General features: G+C 64.8%; 20 protein-coding genes and 1 pseudogene. 12 read left to right on the top strand and 9 right to left on the bottom strand.

Features of this window, described 5'->3' with window-relative positions:
- The first annotated feature begins 10 nt into the window (after positions 1-10).
- The 3 genes from folK to EUB48_RS06295 all read left to right on the top strand — a co-directional run bounded on the left by folK (position 11) and on the right by EUB48_RS06295 (position 2,321).
- On the top strand, positions 11-478 hold the full coding sequence (gene folK, locus EUB48_RS06285) for a 2-amino-4-hydroxy-6-hydroxymethyldihydropteridine diphosphokinase (protein WP_142818097.1): 468 nt from the start codon (positions 11-13) through the stop codon (positions 476-478).
- Positions 479-649: 171 nt separating this feature from the next.
- On the top strand, positions 650-1,297 hold the full coding sequence (locus EUB48_RS06290) for a DUF47 domain-containing protein (protein WP_142818098.1): 648 nt from the start codon (positions 650-652) through the stop codon (positions 1,295-1,297).
- A gap of 13 nt (positions 1,298-1,310) precedes the next feature.
- Entirely contained in the window at positions 1,311-2,321 is a 1,011-nt protein-coding gene (locus tag EUB48_RS06295; RefSeq protein ID WP_142818099.1) for an inorganic phosphate transporter, read from the top strand.
- A gap of 10 nt (positions 2,322-2,331) precedes the next feature.
- Here the strand turns inward: EUB48_RS06295 and EUB48_RS06300 are convergent, their stop codons facing one another.
- Entirely contained in the window at positions 2,332-2,778 is a 447-nt protein-coding gene (locus tag EUB48_RS06300; protein ID WP_142818100.1) for a TM2 domain-containing protein, read from the bottom strand.
- Entirely contained in the window at positions 2,775-3,344 is a 570-nt protein-coding gene (locus EUB48_RS06305) for a GNAT family N-acetyltransferase (RefSeq protein WP_142818101.1), read from the bottom strand. The genes EUB48_RS06300 and EUB48_RS06305 overlap by 4 nt, the downstream gene beginning before the upstream one ends.
- 144 nt (positions 3,345-3,488) lie before the next feature.
- Between EUB48_RS06305 and rpsP the strand changes: the two genes are divergently transcribed.
- The 7 genes from rpsP to hisC all read left to right on the top strand — a co-directional run bounded on the left by rpsP (position 3,489) and on the right by hisC (position 8,605).
- Positions 3,489-3,740, top strand: a complete 252-nt coding sequence (gene rpsP / locus EUB48_RS06310; RefSeq protein ID WP_077560470.1) for a 30S ribosomal protein S16 — start codon at positions 3,489-3,491, stop codon at positions 3,738-3,740.
- A 38-nt stretch (positions 3,741-3,778) separates the two neighbouring features.
- Positions 3,779-4,342: a ribosome maturation factor RimM gene (gene rimM / locus EUB48_RS06315; RefSeq protein ID WP_142818102.1), complete on the top strand. Its 564-nt coding sequence runs from the start codon at positions 3,779-3,781 to the stop codon at positions 4,340-4,342.
- Between the two features lie 16 nt (positions 4,343-4,358).
- Positions 4,359-5,105 carry a tRNA (guanosine(37)-N1)-methyltransferase TrmD gene (trmD, locus tag EUB48_RS06320; RefSeq protein WP_142818103.1) on the top strand — a complete coding sequence of 249 codons (747 nt, stop codon included), beginning with the start codon at positions 4,359-4,361 and terminating at the stop codon, positions 5,103-5,105.
- Between the two features lie 140 nt (positions 5,106-5,245).
- The gene (gene rplS / locus EUB48_RS06325) at positions 5,246-5,632 is read left to right on the top strand and encodes a 50S ribosomal protein L19 (RefSeq protein ID WP_142818104.1); all 387 of its coding nucleotides are present in this window, start codon (positions 5,246-5,248) and stop codon (positions 5,630-5,632) included.
- A 95-nt stretch (positions 5,633-5,727) separates the two neighbouring features.
- Positions 5,728-6,408 carry a CoA pyrophosphatase gene (locus tag EUB48_RS06330; protein ID WP_142821122.1) on the top strand — a complete coding sequence of 227 codons (681 nt, stop codon included), beginning with the start codon at positions 5,728-5,730 and terminating at the stop codon, positions 6,406-6,408.
- Between the two features lie 50 nt (positions 6,409-6,458).
- Positions 6,459-7,445, top strand: a complete 987-nt coding sequence (locus tag EUB48_RS06335; protein ID WP_142818105.1) for a CobD/CbiB family protein — start codon at positions 6,459-6,461, stop codon at positions 7,443-7,445.
- A 38-nt stretch (positions 7,446-7,483) separates the two neighbouring features.
- Positions 7,484-8,605 carry a histidinol-phosphate transaminase gene (gene hisC, locus EUB48_RS06340; protein ID WP_142818106.1) on the top strand — a complete coding sequence of 374 codons (1,122 nt, stop codon included), beginning with the start codon at positions 7,484-7,486 and terminating at the stop codon, positions 8,603-8,605.
- 2 nt (positions 8,606-8,607) lie between these two features.
- Here hisC and rsgA read toward each other — a convergent pair whose 3' ends face one another.
- From rsgA to EUB48_RS06355, 3 genes are read right to left on the bottom strand one after another with little or no spacing between them, the layout of a single operon-like run.
- Positions 8,608-9,555: a ribosome small subunit-dependent GTPase A gene (gene rsgA, locus EUB48_RS06345; protein WP_244618347.1), complete on the bottom strand. Its 948-nt coding sequence runs from the start codon at positions 9,553-9,555 to the stop codon at positions 8,608-8,610.
- Positions 9,552-9,911 carry a 4a-hydroxytetrahydrobiopterin dehydratase gene (locus EUB48_RS06350; RefSeq protein WP_142818107.1) on the bottom strand — a complete coding sequence of 120 codons (360 nt, stop codon included), beginning with the start codon at positions 9,909-9,911 and terminating at the stop codon, positions 9,552-9,554. Before EUB48_RS06350 ends, rsgA begins: the two co-directional genes overlap by 4 nt.
- Complete coding sequence (locus EUB48_RS06355) at positions 9,908-11,191, bottom strand: M48 family metallopeptidase (RefSeq protein ID WP_142818108.1); 1,284 nt, start codon at positions 11,189-11,191, stop codon at positions 9,908-9,910. The genes EUB48_RS06350 and EUB48_RS06355 overlap by 4 nt, the downstream gene beginning before the upstream one ends.
- A gap of 58 nt (positions 11,192-11,249) precedes the next feature.
- Between EUB48_RS06355 and orn the strand changes: the two genes are divergently transcribed.
- The gene (gene orn / locus EUB48_RS06360; protein WP_210411700.1) at positions 11,250-11,831 is read left to right on the top strand and encodes an oligoribonuclease; all 582 of its coding nucleotides are present in this window, start codon (positions 11,250-11,252) and stop codon (positions 11,829-11,831) included.
- 238 nt (positions 11,832-12,069) lie between these two features.
- Positions 12,070-13,956, top strand: coding sequence for a DEAD/DEAH box helicase (locus EUB48_RS06365; RefSeq protein ID WP_142818109.1), 1,887 nt, complete (start codon positions 12,070-12,072; stop codon positions 13,954-13,956).
- Between the two features lie 93 nt (positions 13,957-14,049).
- On the opposite strand, the gene EUB48_RS06370 is transcribed toward EUB48_RS06365, so the two are convergent.
- The 4 genes and pseudogenes from EUB48_RS06370 to EUB48_RS21655 form a co-directional block, all read right to left on the bottom strand.
- A complete protein-coding gene (locus EUB48_RS06370; RefSeq protein WP_420821436.1) occupies positions 14,050-15,213 on the bottom strand; it encodes an SLC13 family permease in 1,164 nt (387 codons plus the stop codon).
- Positions 15,214-15,233: 20 nt separating this feature from the next.
- Complete coding sequence (locus tag EUB48_RS06375) at positions 15,234-16,100, bottom strand: class I SAM-dependent methyltransferase (protein WP_210411701.1); 867 nt, start codon at positions 16,098-16,100, stop codon at positions 15,234-15,236.
- A gap of 98 nt (positions 16,101-16,198) precedes the next feature.
- Positions 16,199-17,599, bottom strand: a complete 1,401-nt coding sequence (locus EUB48_RS06380; RefSeq protein ID WP_210411702.1) for an MFS transporter — start codon at positions 17,597-17,599, stop codon at positions 16,199-16,201.
- 153 nt (positions 17,600-17,752) lie between these two features.
- A pseudogene (locus EUB48_RS21655) lies at positions 17,753-17,914 on the bottom strand (transposase); the annotation flags it as partial.
- Positions 17,915-17,956 lie beyond the last annotated feature (42 nt).

The following is a 17,956-nucleotide window of genomic DNA, read 5'->3' on the forward strand; positions in this document are numbered from 1 at the left end:
CCTCTTTCTCTTGAAGACGGAGCGTGTCACCGCCTACATTGCCCTGGGCGCGAATCTGGGTGATGCCGTGGCCACGATCAGCGGGGCCATGAACGCGCTGGCGACCTTGCCGGACACCCAGCTCACCCGCCGCTCGTCGCTCTACCGCACGGCGCCGATCGATGCCGGCGGCCCGGATTACATCAATGCCGTGGTAGAGGTTTCCACTGCCTTGCCCGCACCCCTGCTGCTGCTGCAGCTCCAGCGCCTGGAGCAGGGCGCCGGGCGTGAACGTTCTTACCGCAATGCCCCGCGTACGCTGGACCTCGATCTGCTGCTGTACGGCGAGGCGCAGCTGCAAGGCCCGGCGCTGACGATTCCGCACCCGCGCATGGCGGCTCGCGCCTTTGTCCTGGTGCCGCTGGCAGAAATTGCGCCGCAGCGCGTGAGCGCCGCGCAGTTGCGCCGTGTCAGCACGCAAACCATTCGGCGCTTGTGAAATCCCTGATTCTCCCCACAGCCCCATGTGCCGCAGTGCCAGGGCGGGCGTTTTGTGCCGGGGCGTTTTGCACCGGATCGAGCGCCTCGCGCAAGGCAGCGATAGAGCGGCGGTTAAACTCTCGCGGGTCACAGAGCGCCACATTTCCGGCCGATATTCCAGGATAGAACCATGCTGTTTGCAAAGTTGCTGCCGCGCGAAGGTAATTTTTTCGAGATGTTCAACCAGCATGCCGACCGGATCGTGGAGGCCGCTCACGCCTTTGCGAAACTGGTGGCCAACTACAGCGACCTGCATCTGCGCGAGAAGTACAACCAGGACGTGGACAACGCCGAGCGCGCCGCCGACCGTGTGACACACGAGGTCAACAAGGCCCTGCACAAGACCTTCATCACGCCGATCGACCGCGAGCAGATCCACTCGCTGATCAACACCATGGACGATGTGGCCGACTTGATCCAGGACTCGGCGGAGACCATGGCGCTGTACGACGTGCACCACATGACCGAGGAGATCACGCGCCTGACCGATCTGAGTGTCAAGTGCTGCGAGCGTGTGCGCGATGCCGTCAAGCTGCTCGACAAGATTTCCGAATCCGGCAACGCCGAGGCGGCTTTGAAAACCTGCGAGGAAATCGACCGGCTCGAGTCTGACGCCGACCGCGTGATGCGCTCGGCCATGAGCAAGCTGTTTCGCGAGGAGCCCGATGTGCGCGAGGTGCTCAAGCTCAAGGCCATCTACGAGCTGCTGGAAACCATCACCGACAAGTGCGAGGACGTCGCCAACATGATCGAGGGCATCGTCCTCGAGAATTCCTGAGCCGGGACCGCACATGGCGACGGTTCAGGTGGCGGTGTGGGTGGTTGTGCTGCTGGTGGTGATGGCGCTCGTCTTTGACTTCCTGAACGGATTTCACGATGCGGCCAATGCCATTGCCACCGTGGTCTCGACCGGGGTGCTCAAGCCGAGTCAGGCCGTGGTGTTCGCGGCTTTTTTCAACTTTGTGGCTCTCTTTGTTTTTCACCTGAGCGTGGCGGCTACGGTGGGCAAAGGCATTGCCGATCCGGGCGTGGTGGATGTGCACGTGGTGTTCGGAGCCTTGATCGGCGCCATCTGCTGGAACCTGATTACCTGGTACTACGGCATTCCCAGCAGTTCCTCGCATGCCTTGATTGGTGGCATCGTGGGTGCGGTTATCGCCAAGGCCGGGACCGGCTCGCTGGTCAGCTCGGGTATCGGGAAAACCGTGCTGTTCATTTTTGTCTCGCCGCTGCTCGGATTTTTGCTGGGCTCCCTGATGATGGTGGCGGTCGCCTGGACGTTCCGGCGCGCCACACCGTCCAGAGTGGACCGGTGGTTCCGGCGCGCGCAGCTGTTCTCTGCCGGGGCTTACAGCCTGGGCCACGGCGGCAACGATGCGCAAAAAACCATTGGCATCATCTGGATGCTGCTGATTGCCACAGGCCACGCGGCGGCGTCGGACAGCTCGCCACCGTTCTGGACCATTGCGAGCTGCTACACGGCCATCGCGGCCGGCACCATGTTCGGTGGCTGGCGCATCGTCAAGACCATGGGGCAAAAAATCACCAAGCTCAAGCCCGTGGGCGGCTTTTGTGCCGAAACGGGCGGTGCCCTGACGCTGTTCCTGGCCACTTTGCTGGGAATTCCGGTCTCCACCACGCACACCATCACGGGCGCGATCGTGGGTGTCGGCGCCACCCGGCGTGCCAGCGCCGTGCGCTGGGGCGTGGCGGGCAATATCGTCTGGGCCTGGATCTTCACCATTCCGGCCAGCGCCTTTGTCGCGGCCGTCGCCTGGTGGGTCAGCTGGCGCCTGTTCTGACCGGTCCCCGCTACTGGCTGATTTTGTGCGCTTCCGCGATCTGGTATTCGAAATAGTGCTGGAAGCTGAACACAATACTCGCCATCAGCACACTGGTGCCGATCAGCAGCGACAGCACAATGGCCCCGATGGTGAACCAGTTGGTGTGTCCGGGCGCTGCATCTTCGGCGGCCGCCGCGTTGAATTTGGCGTTCCATTTCTCGGGCGTCATGAGGCCGAAGACAATTGCGGTCAGCGCGCAGCCGGCGATGGTGAAGCCGACAAACGGAATCAACACCCAGCTCCACTGGTCGTCCAGCCCGAACTGCCGCGCACGTTCGATGCCGTACAGGCCGAGCACGGTCGGAAGCGGCAGCAGCCAGCCCATCAGGTCGCGCAGGCCGTGCAGATAAAAGCGGTGCAGGCCCAAAGGGCCGCCCAGGAATGCCAGCCACGCGGCGATGGTTTTGTTTTTCATAGGGCGGGATTATGGCGGGTCTGATTTTCCTGCTCGTCGGGTGGCCGGGAATCCCCCACACCCAGCGCCTTTTCCATCAGGACGACATCGAGCCAGTGGTCGAACTTCCAGCCGCACGACTTGATCACACCGACGTGCGCGAAGCCCGCAGAGCGATGCACGCCGATGGAGCCCGCATTGGCCGAGTCGCCAATCACGGCAATCAGCTTGCGCACGCCCGCGCTTTCTGCCTGCGCTGCCAGTTCCGCCAGCAGGGCGCGGCCGAGCCCCTGGCCGTGACTGCCGGGGGCCAGGTAGATCGAGTCCTCGGCCGAGAAGCGGTAGGCGGGGCGCGGCTTGAACCAGTTGCAATAGGCGAAGCCAATGACCTGGCCCGCTTGCTCCGCCACCAGGTAGGGCAGGCCCCTGGCCAGCACATCGGCGCGTCGGGCGGTCATGTCGGCCTCGGTGGGCGGGTCGATCTCGAAGGTGCCGGTGCCGTGCAGCACGTGATGGGTGTAAATGGCCGTGGTGGCGGCGACATCGTCGCTGCGGCTGGGGCGGATCAGGCAGGAGGTGGGAGGCATAAGAGTCAAAAACGATATAATGGAGGGCTTTTCAGCGTGTGACTGGCCGGGTGGCCATGTTGCGTGTCTCAACGCCGGAATATTTGGCTGCTAAACGGTTGCTCAGGGCTTGAGAGCCATTTCAATCGTTCCCAAGGATAAATCATGGTTGTCATTCGTCTTTCACGCGGCGGCTCCAAAGCCCGCCCGTTTTTCAACATCGTCGTGGCCGACAAGCGCACGCGCCGCGATGGCAGCTTCATCGAGCGTATCGGTTTTTATAACCCGATCGCCAAAGACCACGAGGAAAGCATCCGCATTGCGCAGGATCGCCTGACCTACTGGACGGGCGTGGGCGCGCAGGCTTCTCCCACGGTGGATCGCCTGGTCAACCAGGCCGCCAAGAAGGCCGCGTAAGCCGGCCGGCTTGCGCGACAGCCGCTGCGGTTCATTGCATGCTGCCCGGCCTGGAACCCGCTGAATTACCAGCGGACGCCATCGAAGTCGGGCGCATCCTGGACGCCTGGGGCATCAAGGGCTGGTTCAAGGTCCTGCCCCACAGCGCTTCGCCCGAGGCGCTTTTTTCTTCCAAACGCTGGTACCTGCTGCCCTCCGAGAAAGTTGCGAAAACCTTTACCGGTACCGCCTTGCTGCGCGTGCGCGAGGCCAAGGAGCACTCTGGCACCATCGTGGCCAGCGCCAGGGAAGTCGACGACCGCGAGGGCGCCGAGGCGCTCAAGGGGGCGCGCATCTTCGTGCCGCGCTCGAGTTTTCCCACCGCCAACAAAGACGAGTACTATTGGGTCGACCTGATTGGCCTGGACGTGCTCAACCGCGAAGGCGTGGCGCTGGGGCAGGTGACGGAGCTGCTCTCCACCGGCGCGCAGACCGTGCTGGTGATCGGCTACACGCAGGACGGCAAGGCACAAGAACGGATGGTGCCGTTCGTGTCGGCCTACGTCGATAACGTGGATCTGCCGGCGCGGCGCATCACCGTCGACTGGCAGCCGGATTACTAAAATTCAACATCGCGCCATGCGCTTCGATGTCATCACGCTGTTTCCCGAGCTGTTTGCGCCTTTCGTGGCCAGCGGTGTGACGCGCCGCGCCTACGAATCCGGACAGATCGAACTGCGGTTGTGGAGTCCGCGCGATTTCGCCGAGGGCAACTACCGCCGCGTGGACGACCGCCCGTTTGGCGGCGGCCCCGGCATGGTGATGCTGGCGCAGCCGCTGGCGCAGTGCCTGCAGGCGATCCGGGCCGAGCGCGGCGCTGCCGCCCCGGTGGTGCTGTTCTCGCCCGTGGGGCCGCCACTCGATCACGCGGGCGTGGCGCGCTGGTCCACCAGCACCGGCGCGGTGCTGGTGTGCGGACGCTACGAGGGCATCGACCAGCGCTTCATCGACGCGCATGTGGATGTGCAGATCAGCCTGGGCGACTTTGTGCTGTCGGGCGGCGAGATCGCGGCCATCGCGCTGCTGGACGCCGTGGCGCGGCTGCAGCCCGGCGTGCTCCACGACGAGGGCAGCCACCAGTTCGACAGCTTCAACCCCGAACTCGACGGCCTGCTCGATTGCCCCCACTACACGCGGCCCGAAGAGTGGGCGGGCCGCAAGGTGCCACAGGCGCTGATGTCGGGCCACCATGGACAGATCGAGCGCTGGCGGCGCGACCGGCGCCTTGAAATCACCGCCCGGCAGCGCCCGGACCTGATCGAGGCGGCCCGCGCCGCGGGGCGGCTGGACCTGCGGGATGAAGCCTTTCTGGCGGGGACGCCTTAGTCGCAAGCTTAAGGCCGGCGGCTTTATATTGCTATAATTAAAGGCTTTTCGATCCTCTGGCCGGCCGCTTTGACGCATATTGCCCAGCAAATGCCGACAAGCCTTCCAGTGCAGCGCGGCCACGATCGAGTGAGGAAACCATGAACCTGATTGAAACTCTAGAGCAGGAAGAGATTGCCCGTCTGGGCAAGAAGATCCCCGCATTTTCCCCCGGCGACACGGTCATCGTGAGCGTCAAAGTGGTCGAAGGCACCCGCAAGCGTGTGCAGGCCTATGAAGGCGTGGTGATCGCCAAGCGCAATCGCGGCCTGAACAGCGGCTTCACGGTGCGCAAGATCTCCAGCGGCGAAGGCGTCGAGCGCACCTTCCAGACCTACAGCCCCCTGATTGCCGGTATCGAAGTCAAGCGCCGCGGCGACGTGCGCCGCGCCAAGCTGTACTACCTGCGCGAACGCAGCGGCAAGTCGGCGCGCATCAAGGAAAAGCTTCCGTCCCGGGCCAAGGCCGCCGCTGCTGCTGCCGTCTAAAGCCAGCTTCCCCGCACAAGAGGCCGCTGCAGCATTTGCTGGTAGCGGCCTTTTTTATTTCTCAAGGCCTGCACCACTTGTCCTCCACGCCCTTCATGCCGCTCTCGGGGCTGCCGAATTTCGATCCGCGCCGGATTCCCGTGGACCGCATCGACACCGGCCTGCCCGCCGTGGGCCGCGAGCGGCTGCAGCCCGATGCCCTGCAGCAGCGCTTTGCCCATCCGCCGCGCTGGCAGCCGGAAGTGGCGGTGGAAAAGAAATTCACCGACCGCCTGCCGGCGCATGCCTCGGTGCTGCTGGCCGTGGTCATGCGTGACCAGCCCACGGTGCTGTTGACCGAGCGCACGGCACACCTGTCCACCCATTCGGGGCAGATCGCGTTTCCGGGCGGCAAGGTCGATGACACCGATGCCGATGCCGCCGCCACGGCGCTGCGCGAGGCGCACGAGGAGGTAGGCCTGGACGAGCGCAACATCGAGGTCATCGGCACCCTGCCGATCTACGTCACCGGCAGCGCCTTCATCATTACGCCCGTGGTGGCGCTGGTGCGCCCGGGCTTTGTGCTGCATCCCAATCCGGACGAAGTGGCCGATGCGTTCGAGGTGCCGCTGGAGTTTCTGATGAACCCGGCGAATCACCACCTGCAGGCTTTCGAGTGGGAAGGGACGCGCCGCGAGTGGTTCTCGATGCCTTACCAGGACCACGGCAAGGAGCGCTTTATCTGGGGCGCCACAGCCGGCATGCTGCGCAACTTTTACCGCTTCCTGTCGGCTTGAACGGCAGGGCTGGATCGCGAATCGCCATCGCCGCTCGTTATGATGCGTCCATGAGTTTCTTCGCCATTTTGTTCGCCTTGCTGATCGAGCAGGTTCGTCCATTGGCGCCTGGCAATCCGTTTCACACCGGTTTGCGCCGATGGGCGCGCTGGGTCAGCCGCAATTTCGACGCGGGCAAGCCGCACCATGGCTGGGTCGCCTGGAGCCTGGCCACCGTGCTGCCCTCGCTGCTGACGCTGGGCGTCCACTGGCTGCTGGTGTGGGGCCTGGGCTGGCCCTTTGCCGTGTTGTGGCATGTGGCGGTGCTCTACGTCACGCTCGGTTTTCGCCAGTTCAGCCACCATTTCACCGATATCCGGGACGCGCTGGACGAGGGCGATGAAACGCAGGCCCGCGCCGTGCTGGCGCGATGGCAGCAGGTCGATGCAGCCGACCTGCCGCGCAGCGAGATCGTGCGCCACGTGATCGAATATTCGGTGCTGGCGGCGCACCGCCATGTGTTTGGTGTGCTGGCCTGGTATTCGGTGCTGGCGGCCTTTGGCCTGGGTCCGACCGGTGCCGTGTTCTACCGCATGAGCGAATTCGTGTCGCGCTACTGGAAATACAAGAGCAATGCCCAGAACCAGCTCGCCAGCCCCGCCTTGCAAGGCGCGGCGGCCAGCGCCTGGATGGTGGTGGACTGGCTGCCGGCGCGCCTCACGGCACTGAGTTTTGCCGTGGTTGGCAGCTTTGAAGAAGCCATCGACGGCTGGCGCAACTATGCCCAGCGCTTCCCCAGCGACAACGATGGCGTGATCCTTGCGGCCACCGCCGGCGCGGTCAATGTGCGGCTCGGCGGCGAGGCCTTGAGGGCCTCGTTTGCGCAAGCGCCAAACCCGGGCTTCGAGGCCACGGCCGACCAGCAGGACAGCATCTCGACCCCCGGGCGCGAGCCGGAAGTGGCGCACCTGCGCAGCATCGTGGGACTGGTCTGGCGCTCGGTCGTGATGTGGATGGTGCTGCTTGCGCTGCTAACGATGGCACGGCTGCTCGGCTGATATTCGACGTTTTTGAGTCAAAACACTCCGTAGCCCTTATGGGGTATTCGGTACCTGCTATAAATTCTGGAGCAAATGTGAACCCGGAAGAAACCTTCTGGAGTCCCGCCATCCGCGGCCTCGTGCCCTATGTGCCGGGCGAGCAGCCGAAAATTCCCAACCTGGTCAAGCTCAACACCAACGAGAACCCGTACCCGCCGTCGCCGCGCGTGGTGCAGGCCATCGCCGCGGCCGCGCGCCAGGACCTGCAGCTGTACCCGGACCCGCGCGCCACGGCGCTGCGCGAGGCGGTGGCGGCGCATCACGGCATCCACGCAGATCAGGTGTTTGCGGGCAACGGCTCGGACGAGGTGCTGGCGCACGCGTTCTTCGCCTTCTTCCGCCACGACCGTCCGCTCTTGATGCCCGACGTCACCTACAGCTTCTACCAGGTGTTTTGCGGCCTGTATGGCATCGCCTTCGAGGCCGTGCCGCTGAACGCGCAGATGCAGATCCAGGTGGCGGATTACGCGCGCGCCGATCCGCTCGCGGTGGGCGGCGTAGTGATCGCCAATCCCAACGCGCCCACCGGCTGCGCCTTGCCGCTCGCGGCGATCGAGCAGCTGCTGCAAAGCCAGCCGCGGCGCGTGGTGCTGGTGGACGAGGCCTATGTGGACTTTGGCGGCGACAGCGCCATCCAGCTGATCGGGCGGTATCCAAACCTGCTGGTGATGCACACGCTGTCCAAGTCGCGTTCGCTGGCGGGCCTGCGCGTGGGTTTCGCGGTGGGGCAGCGGCACCTGATCGAGGCGCTGGAGCGCGTAAAGGACAGCTTCAACTCCTACCCTTTGGGCCGCCTGGCGCTGGCCGGCGCCGTGGCGGCCTATGAGGACCACGCGCATTTCGAGCAGACCCGAACTGCCGTGATGCACAGCCGTGAAGGTTTGACGCTGGCGCTCGAAGACCTGGGTTTCGAGGTGCTGCCCTCCAGGGCCAATTTTATGTTGGTGCGGCATCCACGTCGTGACGCCGCGCTGCTGGCCGCCGCGCTGCGTGAGCGCGGTATCCTGGTGCGGCACTTCAAGCTGCCGCGCGTGGCGCAGTACCTGCGCATCAGTGTTGGCACGCCGCAGCAATGCGAGGCGCTGGTGCAGGCGCTGGGCGAGATCTTGGCGGCCTGAGCTCAGTACTTCGACTGGCTCAGTTCGGCAAACAGGTCACTATATATTTTATAGCGCCTCTCGCTGACTCCATCAGGGCTAGCGGTTGATTTTACCGCGGCGATCACGCCGCAACCCGGTTCGTGCAGATGCGTGCAGTTGTAAAACTTGCAGTTCGCCACCAGCGGTTTGAGGTCCGGCATGAACGCGGCCAGGTGCATGGCGTCGATGTGGTGCAAGCCGAATTCCTGGAAGCCGGGGGAGTCGATCAAGGCAGTGGTTCTGGCCTCGTCAACCCAGTACCAGGTCGTGCTGGTGGTGGTGTGCTTGCCCGAACTGAGCGCCTGGGAAATCTCGCCGGTGAGCGCCGCCGCGCCGGGCACCAGCAGGTTGATGAGCGTGCTCTTGCCCGCGCCCGAGGGGCCGAGCACCAGCGTGGTCTTGCCCTTGAGGTGGTCGAGCAGTGTTGACGTCGCCGCCTGTGCCGGGGGTTGGCTTGAGCCCGCCAAAGCCCTGGGCTTGAGCGCCAGCGGCAGCACGTTGTAGCCCATGCGCCGGTAGGGCGCGAGGCGGCTCCAGGTGCGCTCGAAGGGCTCCTTCAAATCGCTCTTGTTCAGCGCGATCAGGGGCGTGATGCGCTCGGCCTCGGCGGCGATCAGCGCACGCGACAACTGGCTCTCGGAGAACTCCGGCTCGGCCGCGATCAGGATCAGGACCTGGTCCAGGTTGGCGGCGAAGGACTTGGTGCGGATTTCGTCCTGGCGATAAAACAGGTTGCGCCGCTCCTCGATCTTTTCGATCGTGCCTTCGTCCTGCGAGGCCTGCCAAAGCACCCGATCGCCCACCACGGCCTGGCTTTTCTTGCCGCGCGGATGGCAGATCAGGCGCCGGCCGTCGGGCGTTTCCACCAAAAAATGCCGGCCATGGCCGGCGACCACCAGTCCGCTGTGGGGCGCCGCGGCGTCGCTCAAGGCGAGGCCTTGGCGGCCGGCGCGCCCAAGAGCGCGTCGATCTGCGCCGCGCAGTCGAAGTCGGTCACCGAGATGCCGCCCACGTCGTGCGTGTTGAAGCGCACCACGCAGCGGTTGTAATGCACCGACAGATCGGGGTGATGGTCCTGCGCGTTGGCGATGAAGGCCACGGCGTTCACGAACGAGATGGTCTCGTAGTAATTGGCAAAGGTGTAGGTCTTCTCGATCGCCACGGCCGCGCCGTCGCCGCTGAGCTTCCAGCCTTCCAATGCGGCCAGGCGGGCTATTATTTCCGTAGCGCTCAGTGCGCGCCGGGTCTGGGCGCTCCAGTCTTTCTTTGTCAACATTGTGCTCATGCAGTGACTCCAGGGGTCATCCGCGCCAGGCGTTCGGACGCGGGCGGGTGGGAATAGTAGAACTTCACGAACAGGGGATCGGGGGTCAGCGTGGAGGCGTTGTCTTCATAGAGCTTGAGCAGGGCCGCCGACAGGTCCTGGCCGCTGGTCTGGGCCACGGCATAGGCGTCGGCCTCGAACTCGTGCTTGCGCGAGAGTTGTGCAAACAACGGGGAGACAAAGATGGAGAACACCGGCGCCGCCAACGCGAACAGCAGCAGCGCCAAGGCGTCGTTGGGCGCAGCCATGTTGGGGCTCACGCCCAGGCCGGTGTAGAACCAGACGCGCGTGGAGAGCCAGCCCAGCAGCGCAAAGCCGGCCAGGCTGAGGGCAAACATGCCGACGATCCGCTTGATGATGTGCTTGTGCTTGAAGTGGCCCAGCTCGTGCGCCAGCACCGCGTCCACCTCGCCGGGCGAGAGCTTGGCCAGCAGCGTGTCGTAAAACACCACGCGCTTGGAGGCGCCGAAGCCGGTGAAGTAGGCATTGGCGTGCGCGCTGCGTTTGCTGCCGTCCATCACGAACAGGCCCTTGGCGGCAAAGCCGCAACGCTGCATCAGCGTGGTGACGCGGTTCTTCAGGGTCTCGTCTTCGAGCGGCTTGAATTTGTTGAACAGCGGCGCAATGAAGGTCGGGTAAATCACGAGCAGCAACAGGTTGAAGCCCATCCAGACGGCCCAGGCCACCAGCCACCACGACGTCCACCAGGGGCTGCTTGGGAGCGCACCCATCAGCCACAGGATCAGCGCGACGATCGGCAGGCCGATGACGGCGCCGAGCAGCGTCGATTTCGCCAGATCGGCCAGCCATAGGCCCAGCGTCATCTTGTTGAAACCATAACGCTGCTCGATCACAAAGGTCTGGTACAACGCGCTCGGCAACTCGATCAGGCCGCCGATCAGCGCGAAGGCCGCCAGCAGCGCCAACTGCTGCAGCATGCCGCCGCCCAGCCACGACAGCAACGCCTGGTTCAGCGCCTGCAGCCCGCCCAGCAGTGTCCAGCCCAGCAACACCGCGATCCCAAAGGCCAGCTCCAGCAGGCCGAAGCGCGCCTTGGTCACGGTGTAGTCGGCGGCCTTTTGATGGGCGGCCAGTGTGACTGTCCTGGAAAAGGCGGCAGGCACGCTATCGCGGTGCTGTGCCACATGGCGGATCTGGCGTGAAGCCAGCCAGAATTTCACCAGCAGGCCGGCGACCAGCGCGACGGCAAAGACCAGCGTCAAAAGAAGTGAGGAAGACATGAATCGGAGTTTAGGCGTATTTCCGGCCGCTCTCGCCGCTTGGGCGACAATCCCCGGCATGTCTGAAGCTATCCCTGAAACAACGCCCTCCTTGCCCAAATCCGATCAAAACCTGGTTTGGCTCGACTGCGAGATGACCGGCCTGGATCCGGAAGTCGAGCGTCTGATCGAAATTGCGGTGGTCGTGACCGGCCCGAATCTCACGCCACGCATTGAAGGCCCGGTGCTGGTCATTCACCAGAGCGACGAGCAGCTGGCCAAGATGGACAAGTGGAACCAGAACACCCACGGCCGCAGCGGCCTGATCGACAAGGTGAAAGCCTCCACGCTGGGGGAGGCCGAGGCCGAGAAAAAAATCCTCGAATTCCTCGCCAAATACGTGCCCAAGGGCAACGCGCCCATGTGCGGCAACACCATCAGCCAGGACCGGCGCTTTCTGGTGAAGTACATGCCCAAACTGGAGGCGTTCTTCCACTACCGCAGCATCGACGTCAGTACCCTGAAAGAACTGGCCAAACGCTGGCGGCCCGAGGTCTACAGCGCGTTCAAGAAGCAGCAAAAACACACGGCACTCGCCGATGTGCACGAATCGATCGACGAACTGGCGCACTACCGCGAACATTTCCTGAAGATGTCTTGACGGGGTGGGATTAGGTAAAAACCCGAATTCATGCGATAATTCAAAGCTGAGCTGCAAACAGCAGCCCTTTTGCACATCTCCCTTCACTCACACGGCCCGGCAATACGGGCCAACTCAAGTCCAGCAGCGCCTTTGCTGTGGCCAGCATGACTGGCACTGAGCTTCGTTTGATGGTTGATGTTTTTTAACCATTGACGGAGTCCCCGCAGACCTTGCGGGACTTTCGTGTGAGTACACCATGACTGACGCTTTTGACGCGACAGGCGATTTTTCGCTTGCCGAAACTTTTTCTACCGATTCTTCCACCGACACTTTTCAGGCGGAGCCCTTTGCGCCGTCCGCCGCCGAGTTTGCCGAACCGGCCGAGGTGCTGACGCAAGACGTCGCCGAACCGGTCCCCGCAGTTCCCAACGGTTTTGTGAAGCTGGGCCTGGCGCCCGAGCTGCTGCGCGCCGTGGAAGGTCTGGGCTTTACCCAGCCGACGACGGTACAGCTGCAAACCATTCCGCTGGCCATGCAGGGCGAGGCGCAGGGCAATGAGGCCGCGCGTTTCATCGACCTGATGGTCTCCAGCCAGACCGGCAGCGGCAAGACCGCCGCCTTCCTGTTGCCCGTGCTGCACACCTTGCTGAAACAGCAGGCGCAGGCCGAAGCCGACGAGCGTGCCGCGTTTGAGCGCGCCGTGGCCGATGCCGCCGCCAAGGGCGAAGCGCCCCCGAAGCGCGGCAAGCGCAAGGACCCGACCAACCCGCGCAACTTCAAGGCGACCGCGCCCGGCGCGCTGGTGCTGTGCCCGACCCGCGAACTGGCCCAGCAGGTGGCGCACGACGCCATTGAATTGGTCAAGCACTGCCGCGGCCTGCGCATTGCCAACGTGGTGGGCGGCATGCCCTATCAGTTGCAAATTGCCAAGCTGCAAAACGCCAACCTCGTGGTGGCCACGCCCGGCCGTCTGCTGGACCTGCAACGCTCGATGCAGATCAAGCTGGACCAGGTGCAGTTTCTGGTGGTCGACGAGGCCGACCGCATGCTCGACCTCGGCTTTGCCGACGATCTGGCGGAAGTCAACCAACTCACCATCGAGCGCAAGCAGACCATGATGTTCAGCGCCACGCTGGCGCCGCGCATCCAGCAACTGGCCCAGCGCGTGATGCGCGAGCCGCAGCGCCTGCAGATCGACAGCCCGCAGGAAAAGCACCAGAACATCAAGCAGATGCTGTTCTGGGCCGACAACGCCCAGCACAAGCGCAAGCTGCTCGACCACTGGCTGCGCGACACCACGATCAACCAGGCGATTGTGTTTGCCAGCACCCAGATCGAGTGCGACGGCCTGGCGAACGACCTGCAGCAGGACGGTTTTTCCGCCGTAGCGCTGCATGGCGCCCTGAATCAGGGCCTGCGCAACCGGCGCCTGATGGCGCTGCGCGAAGGCCATGTGCAAATCCTGGTGGCCACCGATGTGGCCGCACGCGGCATTGACGTGCCGACCATCAGCCACGTGTTCAACTTCGGCCTGCCGATGAAGGCCGAGGACTACACCCACCGCATCGGCCGCACCGGCCGCGCCGGCCGCGATGGTATTGCCGTGACGTTTGCCGAGTTCCGCGACCGCCGCAAGATTTTCGATATCGAGAGCTACACCCGCCAGCAGTTCAAGGCCGAGACGATTCCGGGCCTGGAGCCTCAGCAGCGCTTTCCCGATGCGCGTCCGCGCAGCAATTTTGGCGGCCGTGACAGCGACCGCGGTGGGCGCGACAACCATTCGCGGGACCGCAAGTTCGGCCCCGCGCGCGGTGCTGACCGCGGTGGTTTTGGTGACAAAAGCGCCCGTGGCCCTTTCAATGCGGGCGCAGGCAGCTATCAAAACAATAGTAACGGCGGTTTTGGCCAGGGCAACGAGCGCCGCGATGGGCCGCCGCGCGAGGGTTTCAGCTACGAGCGCAAGGGCGGCTTCAACGACCGCTTTGCCGGCGCCGGCCGCAGCGAAGGCGCGGCCCCGCGCGGCGACTTTGCCGCCCGCAAGCCCGCGTTCGGTAAACCCATGTCGGTCAGGCCCGGCAATGGCGGCAAGGTTTTTGTGCCGCGCGATGCCCACAAGCGTCCCGCCAAGCCGGTCCGCGACTGATCCAGTACCGCTCTGAATCAAAAGCCTGCAAGTCTTGCGACTTGCAGGCTTTTTTCATGAGGCGGGGTTTTACTGCGTTGATGGTCAGGCGGCTTACCCATGCAGCAGGGCGTACCCCACGATGCTCGCGATTCCCAGAAAGGGCAGGGAATAGGCGTGAAAGCTCAGCCAGGCCCGGCGATCGCCCACCATGCGCAGGGCAATCAGGTTCGCCAGCGAGCCGACCATGACGCCAAAGCCTCCGATGTTCACGCCGTAGGCGATGACCCGCCAGTCGTGCGAGTATTCGGCCAGGGCAATGGCCGCCGGCACGTTGCTGATGATCTGCGAGACGCCGACGCCGGCCCAGAACAGGTGCTGCGGCTGCACCAGATCCAGCCGGCCCATCCAGCCATGCACCAGACTTTGCCCCGCCAGCAGGCGCAGATCGACAAACATCAGAATGAACACGAGCAGCAGGCCCCAGTCGATTTGCAGCAGCACGCGCCGGCGCACCATGAGAAAGATCAGCGTCAGCGCGGCGAGCGCCCACGGCGCCTGGTGCAGATCGGTGAGCAGCAGAAAAGGCACGTACAGCGCCAGCGAGACGCCGAGCAGGGTGCGGTCCAGCGGCTGTTCATTTTCCTGAAGATCTACATGCATGGGCCGGGCCGGAAATGACGCGACGGTCAGCGCCAGCAGCAGGACCATCAGCACGGCGACCAGCGGCAGCATGTGGGCCACGAAATGTCCGAACGAGCTGCCCGACAGCTGCCATAAGAACAGGTTCTGCGGATTGCCGATGGGCGTGAGCGCCGAGCCCGCGTTGACCGCCAGCGCCTCGAACACGACCAGCCGCGTGGCCGGCAGCCGGGCGATGCGGCACACGCCCAGCGTCAGCGGCACCACCACGAACAGCGCGACGTCGTTGGTCAAGAGCGTGGACAGCGCCGCCGCCGCCAGCACCAGGCACAGCGCCGCGGAGCGCTGCGTGTTCACGCGCGCGATGGCCCAGCGGCCCAGGCGGTGCAGCGCGCCACTGTTTTCCACACCCTTGGTGAGCAGCAACAGACCCGTCAGCGCCGCCATGGTGGGCCAGTCGACCAGCGAAGGGTAGGTCGCGATCTGCCCGGGCGCCATCGCCGTCGGCACAGCCAGCACCGCCAGCAGCGTGAGGAAGAAGGCATCCTTGCCCAGGGTGCGCGCCAGCTGCGGCAGGAACTGCGCCGCCGTGACCAGCGGCCCGGTCACGTGCGCCTTGCGCGGCTTGCCGTCCACGGTGCTGCCTGGCGCACCGGTCAGGGTTTGACGAACTTCAGGACGAACTCGTCCTTGGGCTGCGGTGGCTCGGGCGTATTCCTGTCGCGCGGGTCGGCCGGGTTGCGCAGGAAATCACCTTCTGCGAGGAGCCTGAACCCAGCGGCTTCGACCTCCCGACGCAGGAAGGCTTCCTCGATGCGGTGCAGCGTGCCCGACTCCGAGATGCCGGTGCCGGGCCGGCCCGCGTGGTCGGCAATGACATACAGGCCCCCGGGCTTGAGCGCGGCGAACACGGCGCGGTTCACGCGCGCGCGGTCCACCCCCATGTGGCCGAAGTCGTGGTAGTTGAACATCAGGGTCACGAGGTCGAGCCCGTTCGATGCCACTTCGGGGGGCACCGGGTCTTCAAAGGGCCGCGCGATGGGGATGATGTTGCGGGTCGCCGGATTTTGGGCGCGCTCGGCCAGGGTCAAAGGCGCTGTTGACGTCATTGGCATCACGGGGCCTGACACGCCTTCGCGGGCCATGGGTTGGGCGCGGGCGGGATCGCGCGGCGCGTTTTGCCCGTACACGCGCCCGGTGGGTCCGACGGCGCGCGCAATCAGTTCGGTGGTGTAGCCGCGTGCCGCGCTCAGGTCCAGCGCCACCATGCCCGGGCGCACGCCGATGAAGGCCAGCATCTGCGCCGGTTTGCGGCGCAGGTCGTTGGTGCGGTCCGCCGCGCTGCGATCCGGACTGGCCACGATCGCGGCAATCTGCGCGCTGGACAGCGTGGCGCCGGCAGGTGGCAAAGGCGGTGCGGTCGTGCAGGCGCCGAGCAGCAGTGCCATGCTTGCCAGCAAACCCGGCAGCACCGTGGTCCGCCGCGGTTTGATGGTGACTAAAGTCTCGAGGAGTGAACGCATGCTGTGGCCCGGGTTGGTTGTGTGGGAATGACTATACGAGCTTGCATCGGCCGCGAGGTGCCGCGTGATGCGTCGCAGGTGCTTCGCCATCCGTTACGTCAGGCGGTCGCCGCAGCCCGCCCCACGCGCAGCGAACTGAAGGCACCCGCCACCGCCGCGAAGCAGGCCGCCAGCGCCAGTGCAATCACCGGGCCGCGCCCATTGTGGGCATTCTCGATACTGAAAATAATGGACAGCAGCACCGCGCCCAGCGTCTGGCCGGTGAGCCGCGCCGTGCCCAGCATGCCGCTGGCGCCACCTGAACGGTGCGTGGGCGCCGTCGTCACGATGGTGTGGTTGTTGGGCGACTGGAACATGCCAAAGCCGATGCCGCACAGCACCATGCGCCAGGCAATGGCGGCGTTGTCCGGCTGGGCCGGCAGCGCCGCCATCAAGCCCAGCCCGATCGCCATGATGGCCATGCCGATGCCGCCGAGCAGGCCGTCCGGGTAGCGGCCGATCAGGCGGCCCACAATGGGCGCTACGACCACGATGGCCAGCGGCCAGGCGGTGATCAACAGGCCCGCTTGCAGCGGCGTGCGGCCGTAGCTGTCGAGCAGCAGGAACGGCAGCGCGATGTAGGCCAGCATCTGCGCCGCAAAGGCGCCCACCGAGGAACACATCGACAGCGCGAACACGGGAATGCGCAGCAGGTCCAGCGGAAACAGCGGCAGCGGCTGCGTCCACTGGCGGCGTATATAGACCAGACCGACCAGCAGGCCGCCCGCCAGCAGGGCCACGCCTGTGCCCATGCTGGCGGGTGTCGCAGACGATCCGCTGTGCGCGCCCAGCGCATCGACCCCAAGCACCACCAGGCTGAACATCAGCGCATTGAGCAGCACGTCGAGCCATGACAGCCGCACGCCGGCCGGTGCCGCCACGGCGTTCTGCGGCAGGGCGCGCAGGCCCAGCCACAGCACGGCCACGCCCAGCGGCAGGTTGAAGACAAACAGCCAGGGCCAGGACGCCACCGACAGGATGCCGGCGGCGATTGAAGGCCCGGCCACCGCGGCTGTGGCCACCACCAGCGAATTGATTGCCACGCCGCGCCCGAGCATGCGCCGTGGGTAAATCAGGCGCAATAGCGCTGAGTTGACCGACATGATGCCGGCCGCACCCAGCCCCTGGATGGCGCGCGCCCCGGCCAGCATCGGCAGCGAATTGGACAGCGCGCAGACGAGCGAGGCCGCCGTGAACAGCACCAGCCCGCCCAGGTACACGCGCCGGTAGCCAATCAGGTCGCCCAGCGTTGCACAAGGCAGTAGCAGGCCGAGCGTGGCCACCTGGTAGGCGTTGACAACCCAGACGGCCTGCGAGGCGCTGGCGTGCAGGTCGCGCGCGATACCGGGCAACGCCAGGTTGACGATGGTGCCGTCGAGCACGGACAGCGCAATGCCGAGAATGATGACCGCCATGGCGTGGTAACGCGCCGGCGTGGGCAAACCGTCTTGAACGAGCATGAATGTTTTGTGCGGGAGGACGCTGCGTGCGCCGCGCCTTGAGAGTAGAAAAGGCTGTCAGCGAGCATTATCGCCAACAGTCCTGTCACAAGTGGCGGGTTCTGAGAGATTTGATCTTCCATCTGGAATCCGTACCCCATAGCGGAGTTTATGAGTGGGCTTGCCTTGGCGCTGCGCCTTGACCCAGTTGAACGGCGTCTGCGCAACCATGCCCAATGTGCGCGCCGCCGCCGCGATGCTCTGGCCGCCCTCGACCAGCCGCATCGCCTCCTGCTTGAATTCGAGCGTGTAGCGCGGTCTCATCATCTTCGTCATCTCGACTCTCCTTGCCTGCATTGAAACACTCAGCAAGGGATA

It is taken from the genome of Rhodoferax sediminis (assembly GCF_006970865.1).
Classification (GTDB): Bacteria; Pseudomonadota; Gammaproteobacteria; order Burkholderiales; family Burkholderiaceae_C; genus Rhodoferax_A; species Rhodoferax_A sediminis.

What these genes read in the sequence shown, in the direction of transcription:
- EUB48_RS06290 (WP_142818098.1), top strand. Translation starts at nt 650, where the DNA reads ATGCTGTTTGCAAAGTTGCTGCCGCGCGAAGGTAATTTTTTCGAGATG.
- EUB48_RS06295 (WP_142818099.1), top strand. Translation starts at nt 1,311, where the DNA reads ATGGCGACGGTTCAGGTGGCGGTGTGGGTGGTTGTGCTGCTGGTGGTG.
- EUB48_RS06300 (WP_142818100.1), bottom strand. Translation starts at nt 2,778, where the DNA reads ATGAAAAACAAAACCATCGCCGCGTGGCTGGCATTCCTGGGCGGCCCT.
- EUB48_RS06305 (WP_142818101.1), bottom strand. Translation starts at nt 3,344, where the DNA reads ATGCCTCCCACCTCCTGCCTGATCCGCCCCAGCCGCAGCGACGATGTC.
- rpsP (WP_077560470.1), top strand. Translation starts at nt 3,489, where the DNA reads ATGGTTGTCATTCGTCTTTCACGCGGCGGCTCCAAAGCCCGCCCGTTT.
- rimM (WP_142818102.1), top strand. Translation starts at nt 3,779, where the DNA reads ATGCTGCCCGGCCTGGAACCCGCTGAATTACCAGCGGACGCCATCGAA.
- trmD (WP_142818103.1), top strand. Translation starts at nt 4,359, where the DNA reads ATGCGCTTCGATGTCATCACGCTGTTTCCCGAGCTGTTTGCGCCTTTC.
- rplS (WP_142818104.1), top strand. Translation starts at nt 5,246, where the DNA reads ATGAACCTGATTGAAACTCTAGAGCAGGAAGAGATTGCCCGTCTGGGC.
- EUB48_RS06330 (WP_142821122.1), top strand. Translation starts at nt 5,728, where the DNA reads ATGCCGCTCTCGGGGCTGCCGAATTTCGATCCGCGCCGGATTCCCGTG.
- EUB48_RS06335 (WP_142818105.1), top strand. Translation starts at nt 6,459, where the DNA reads ATGAGTTTCTTCGCCATTTTGTTCGCCTTGCTGATCGAGCAGGTTCGT.
- hisC (WP_142818106.1), top strand. Translation starts at nt 7,484, where the DNA reads ATGGGGTATTCGGTACCTGCTATAAATTCTGGAGCAAATGTGAACCCG.
- EUB48_RS06350 (WP_142818107.1), bottom strand. Translation starts at nt 9,911, where the DNA reads ATGAGCACAATGTTGACAAAGAAAGACTGGAGCGCCCAGACCCGGCGC.
- EUB48_RS06355 (WP_142818108.1), bottom strand. Translation starts at nt 11,191, where the DNA reads ATGTCTTCCTCACTTCTTTTGACGCTGGTCTTTGCCGTCGCGCTGGTC.
- orn (WP_210411700.1), top strand. Translation starts at nt 11,250, where the DNA reads ATGTCTGAAGCTATCCCTGAAACAACGCCCTCCTTGCCCAAATCCGAT.
- EUB48_RS06365 (WP_142818109.1), top strand. Translation starts at nt 12,070, where the DNA reads ATGACTGACGCTTTTGACGCGACAGGCGATTTTTCGCTTGCCGAAACT.
- EUB48_RS06375 (WP_210411701.1), bottom strand. Translation starts at nt 16,100, where the DNA reads ATGCGTTCACTCCTCGAGACTTTAGTCACCATCAAACCGCGGCGGACC.
- EUB48_RS06380 (WP_210411702.1), bottom strand. Translation starts at nt 17,599, where the DNA reads ATGCTCGTTCAAGACGGTTTGCCCACGCCGGCGCGTTACCACGCCATG.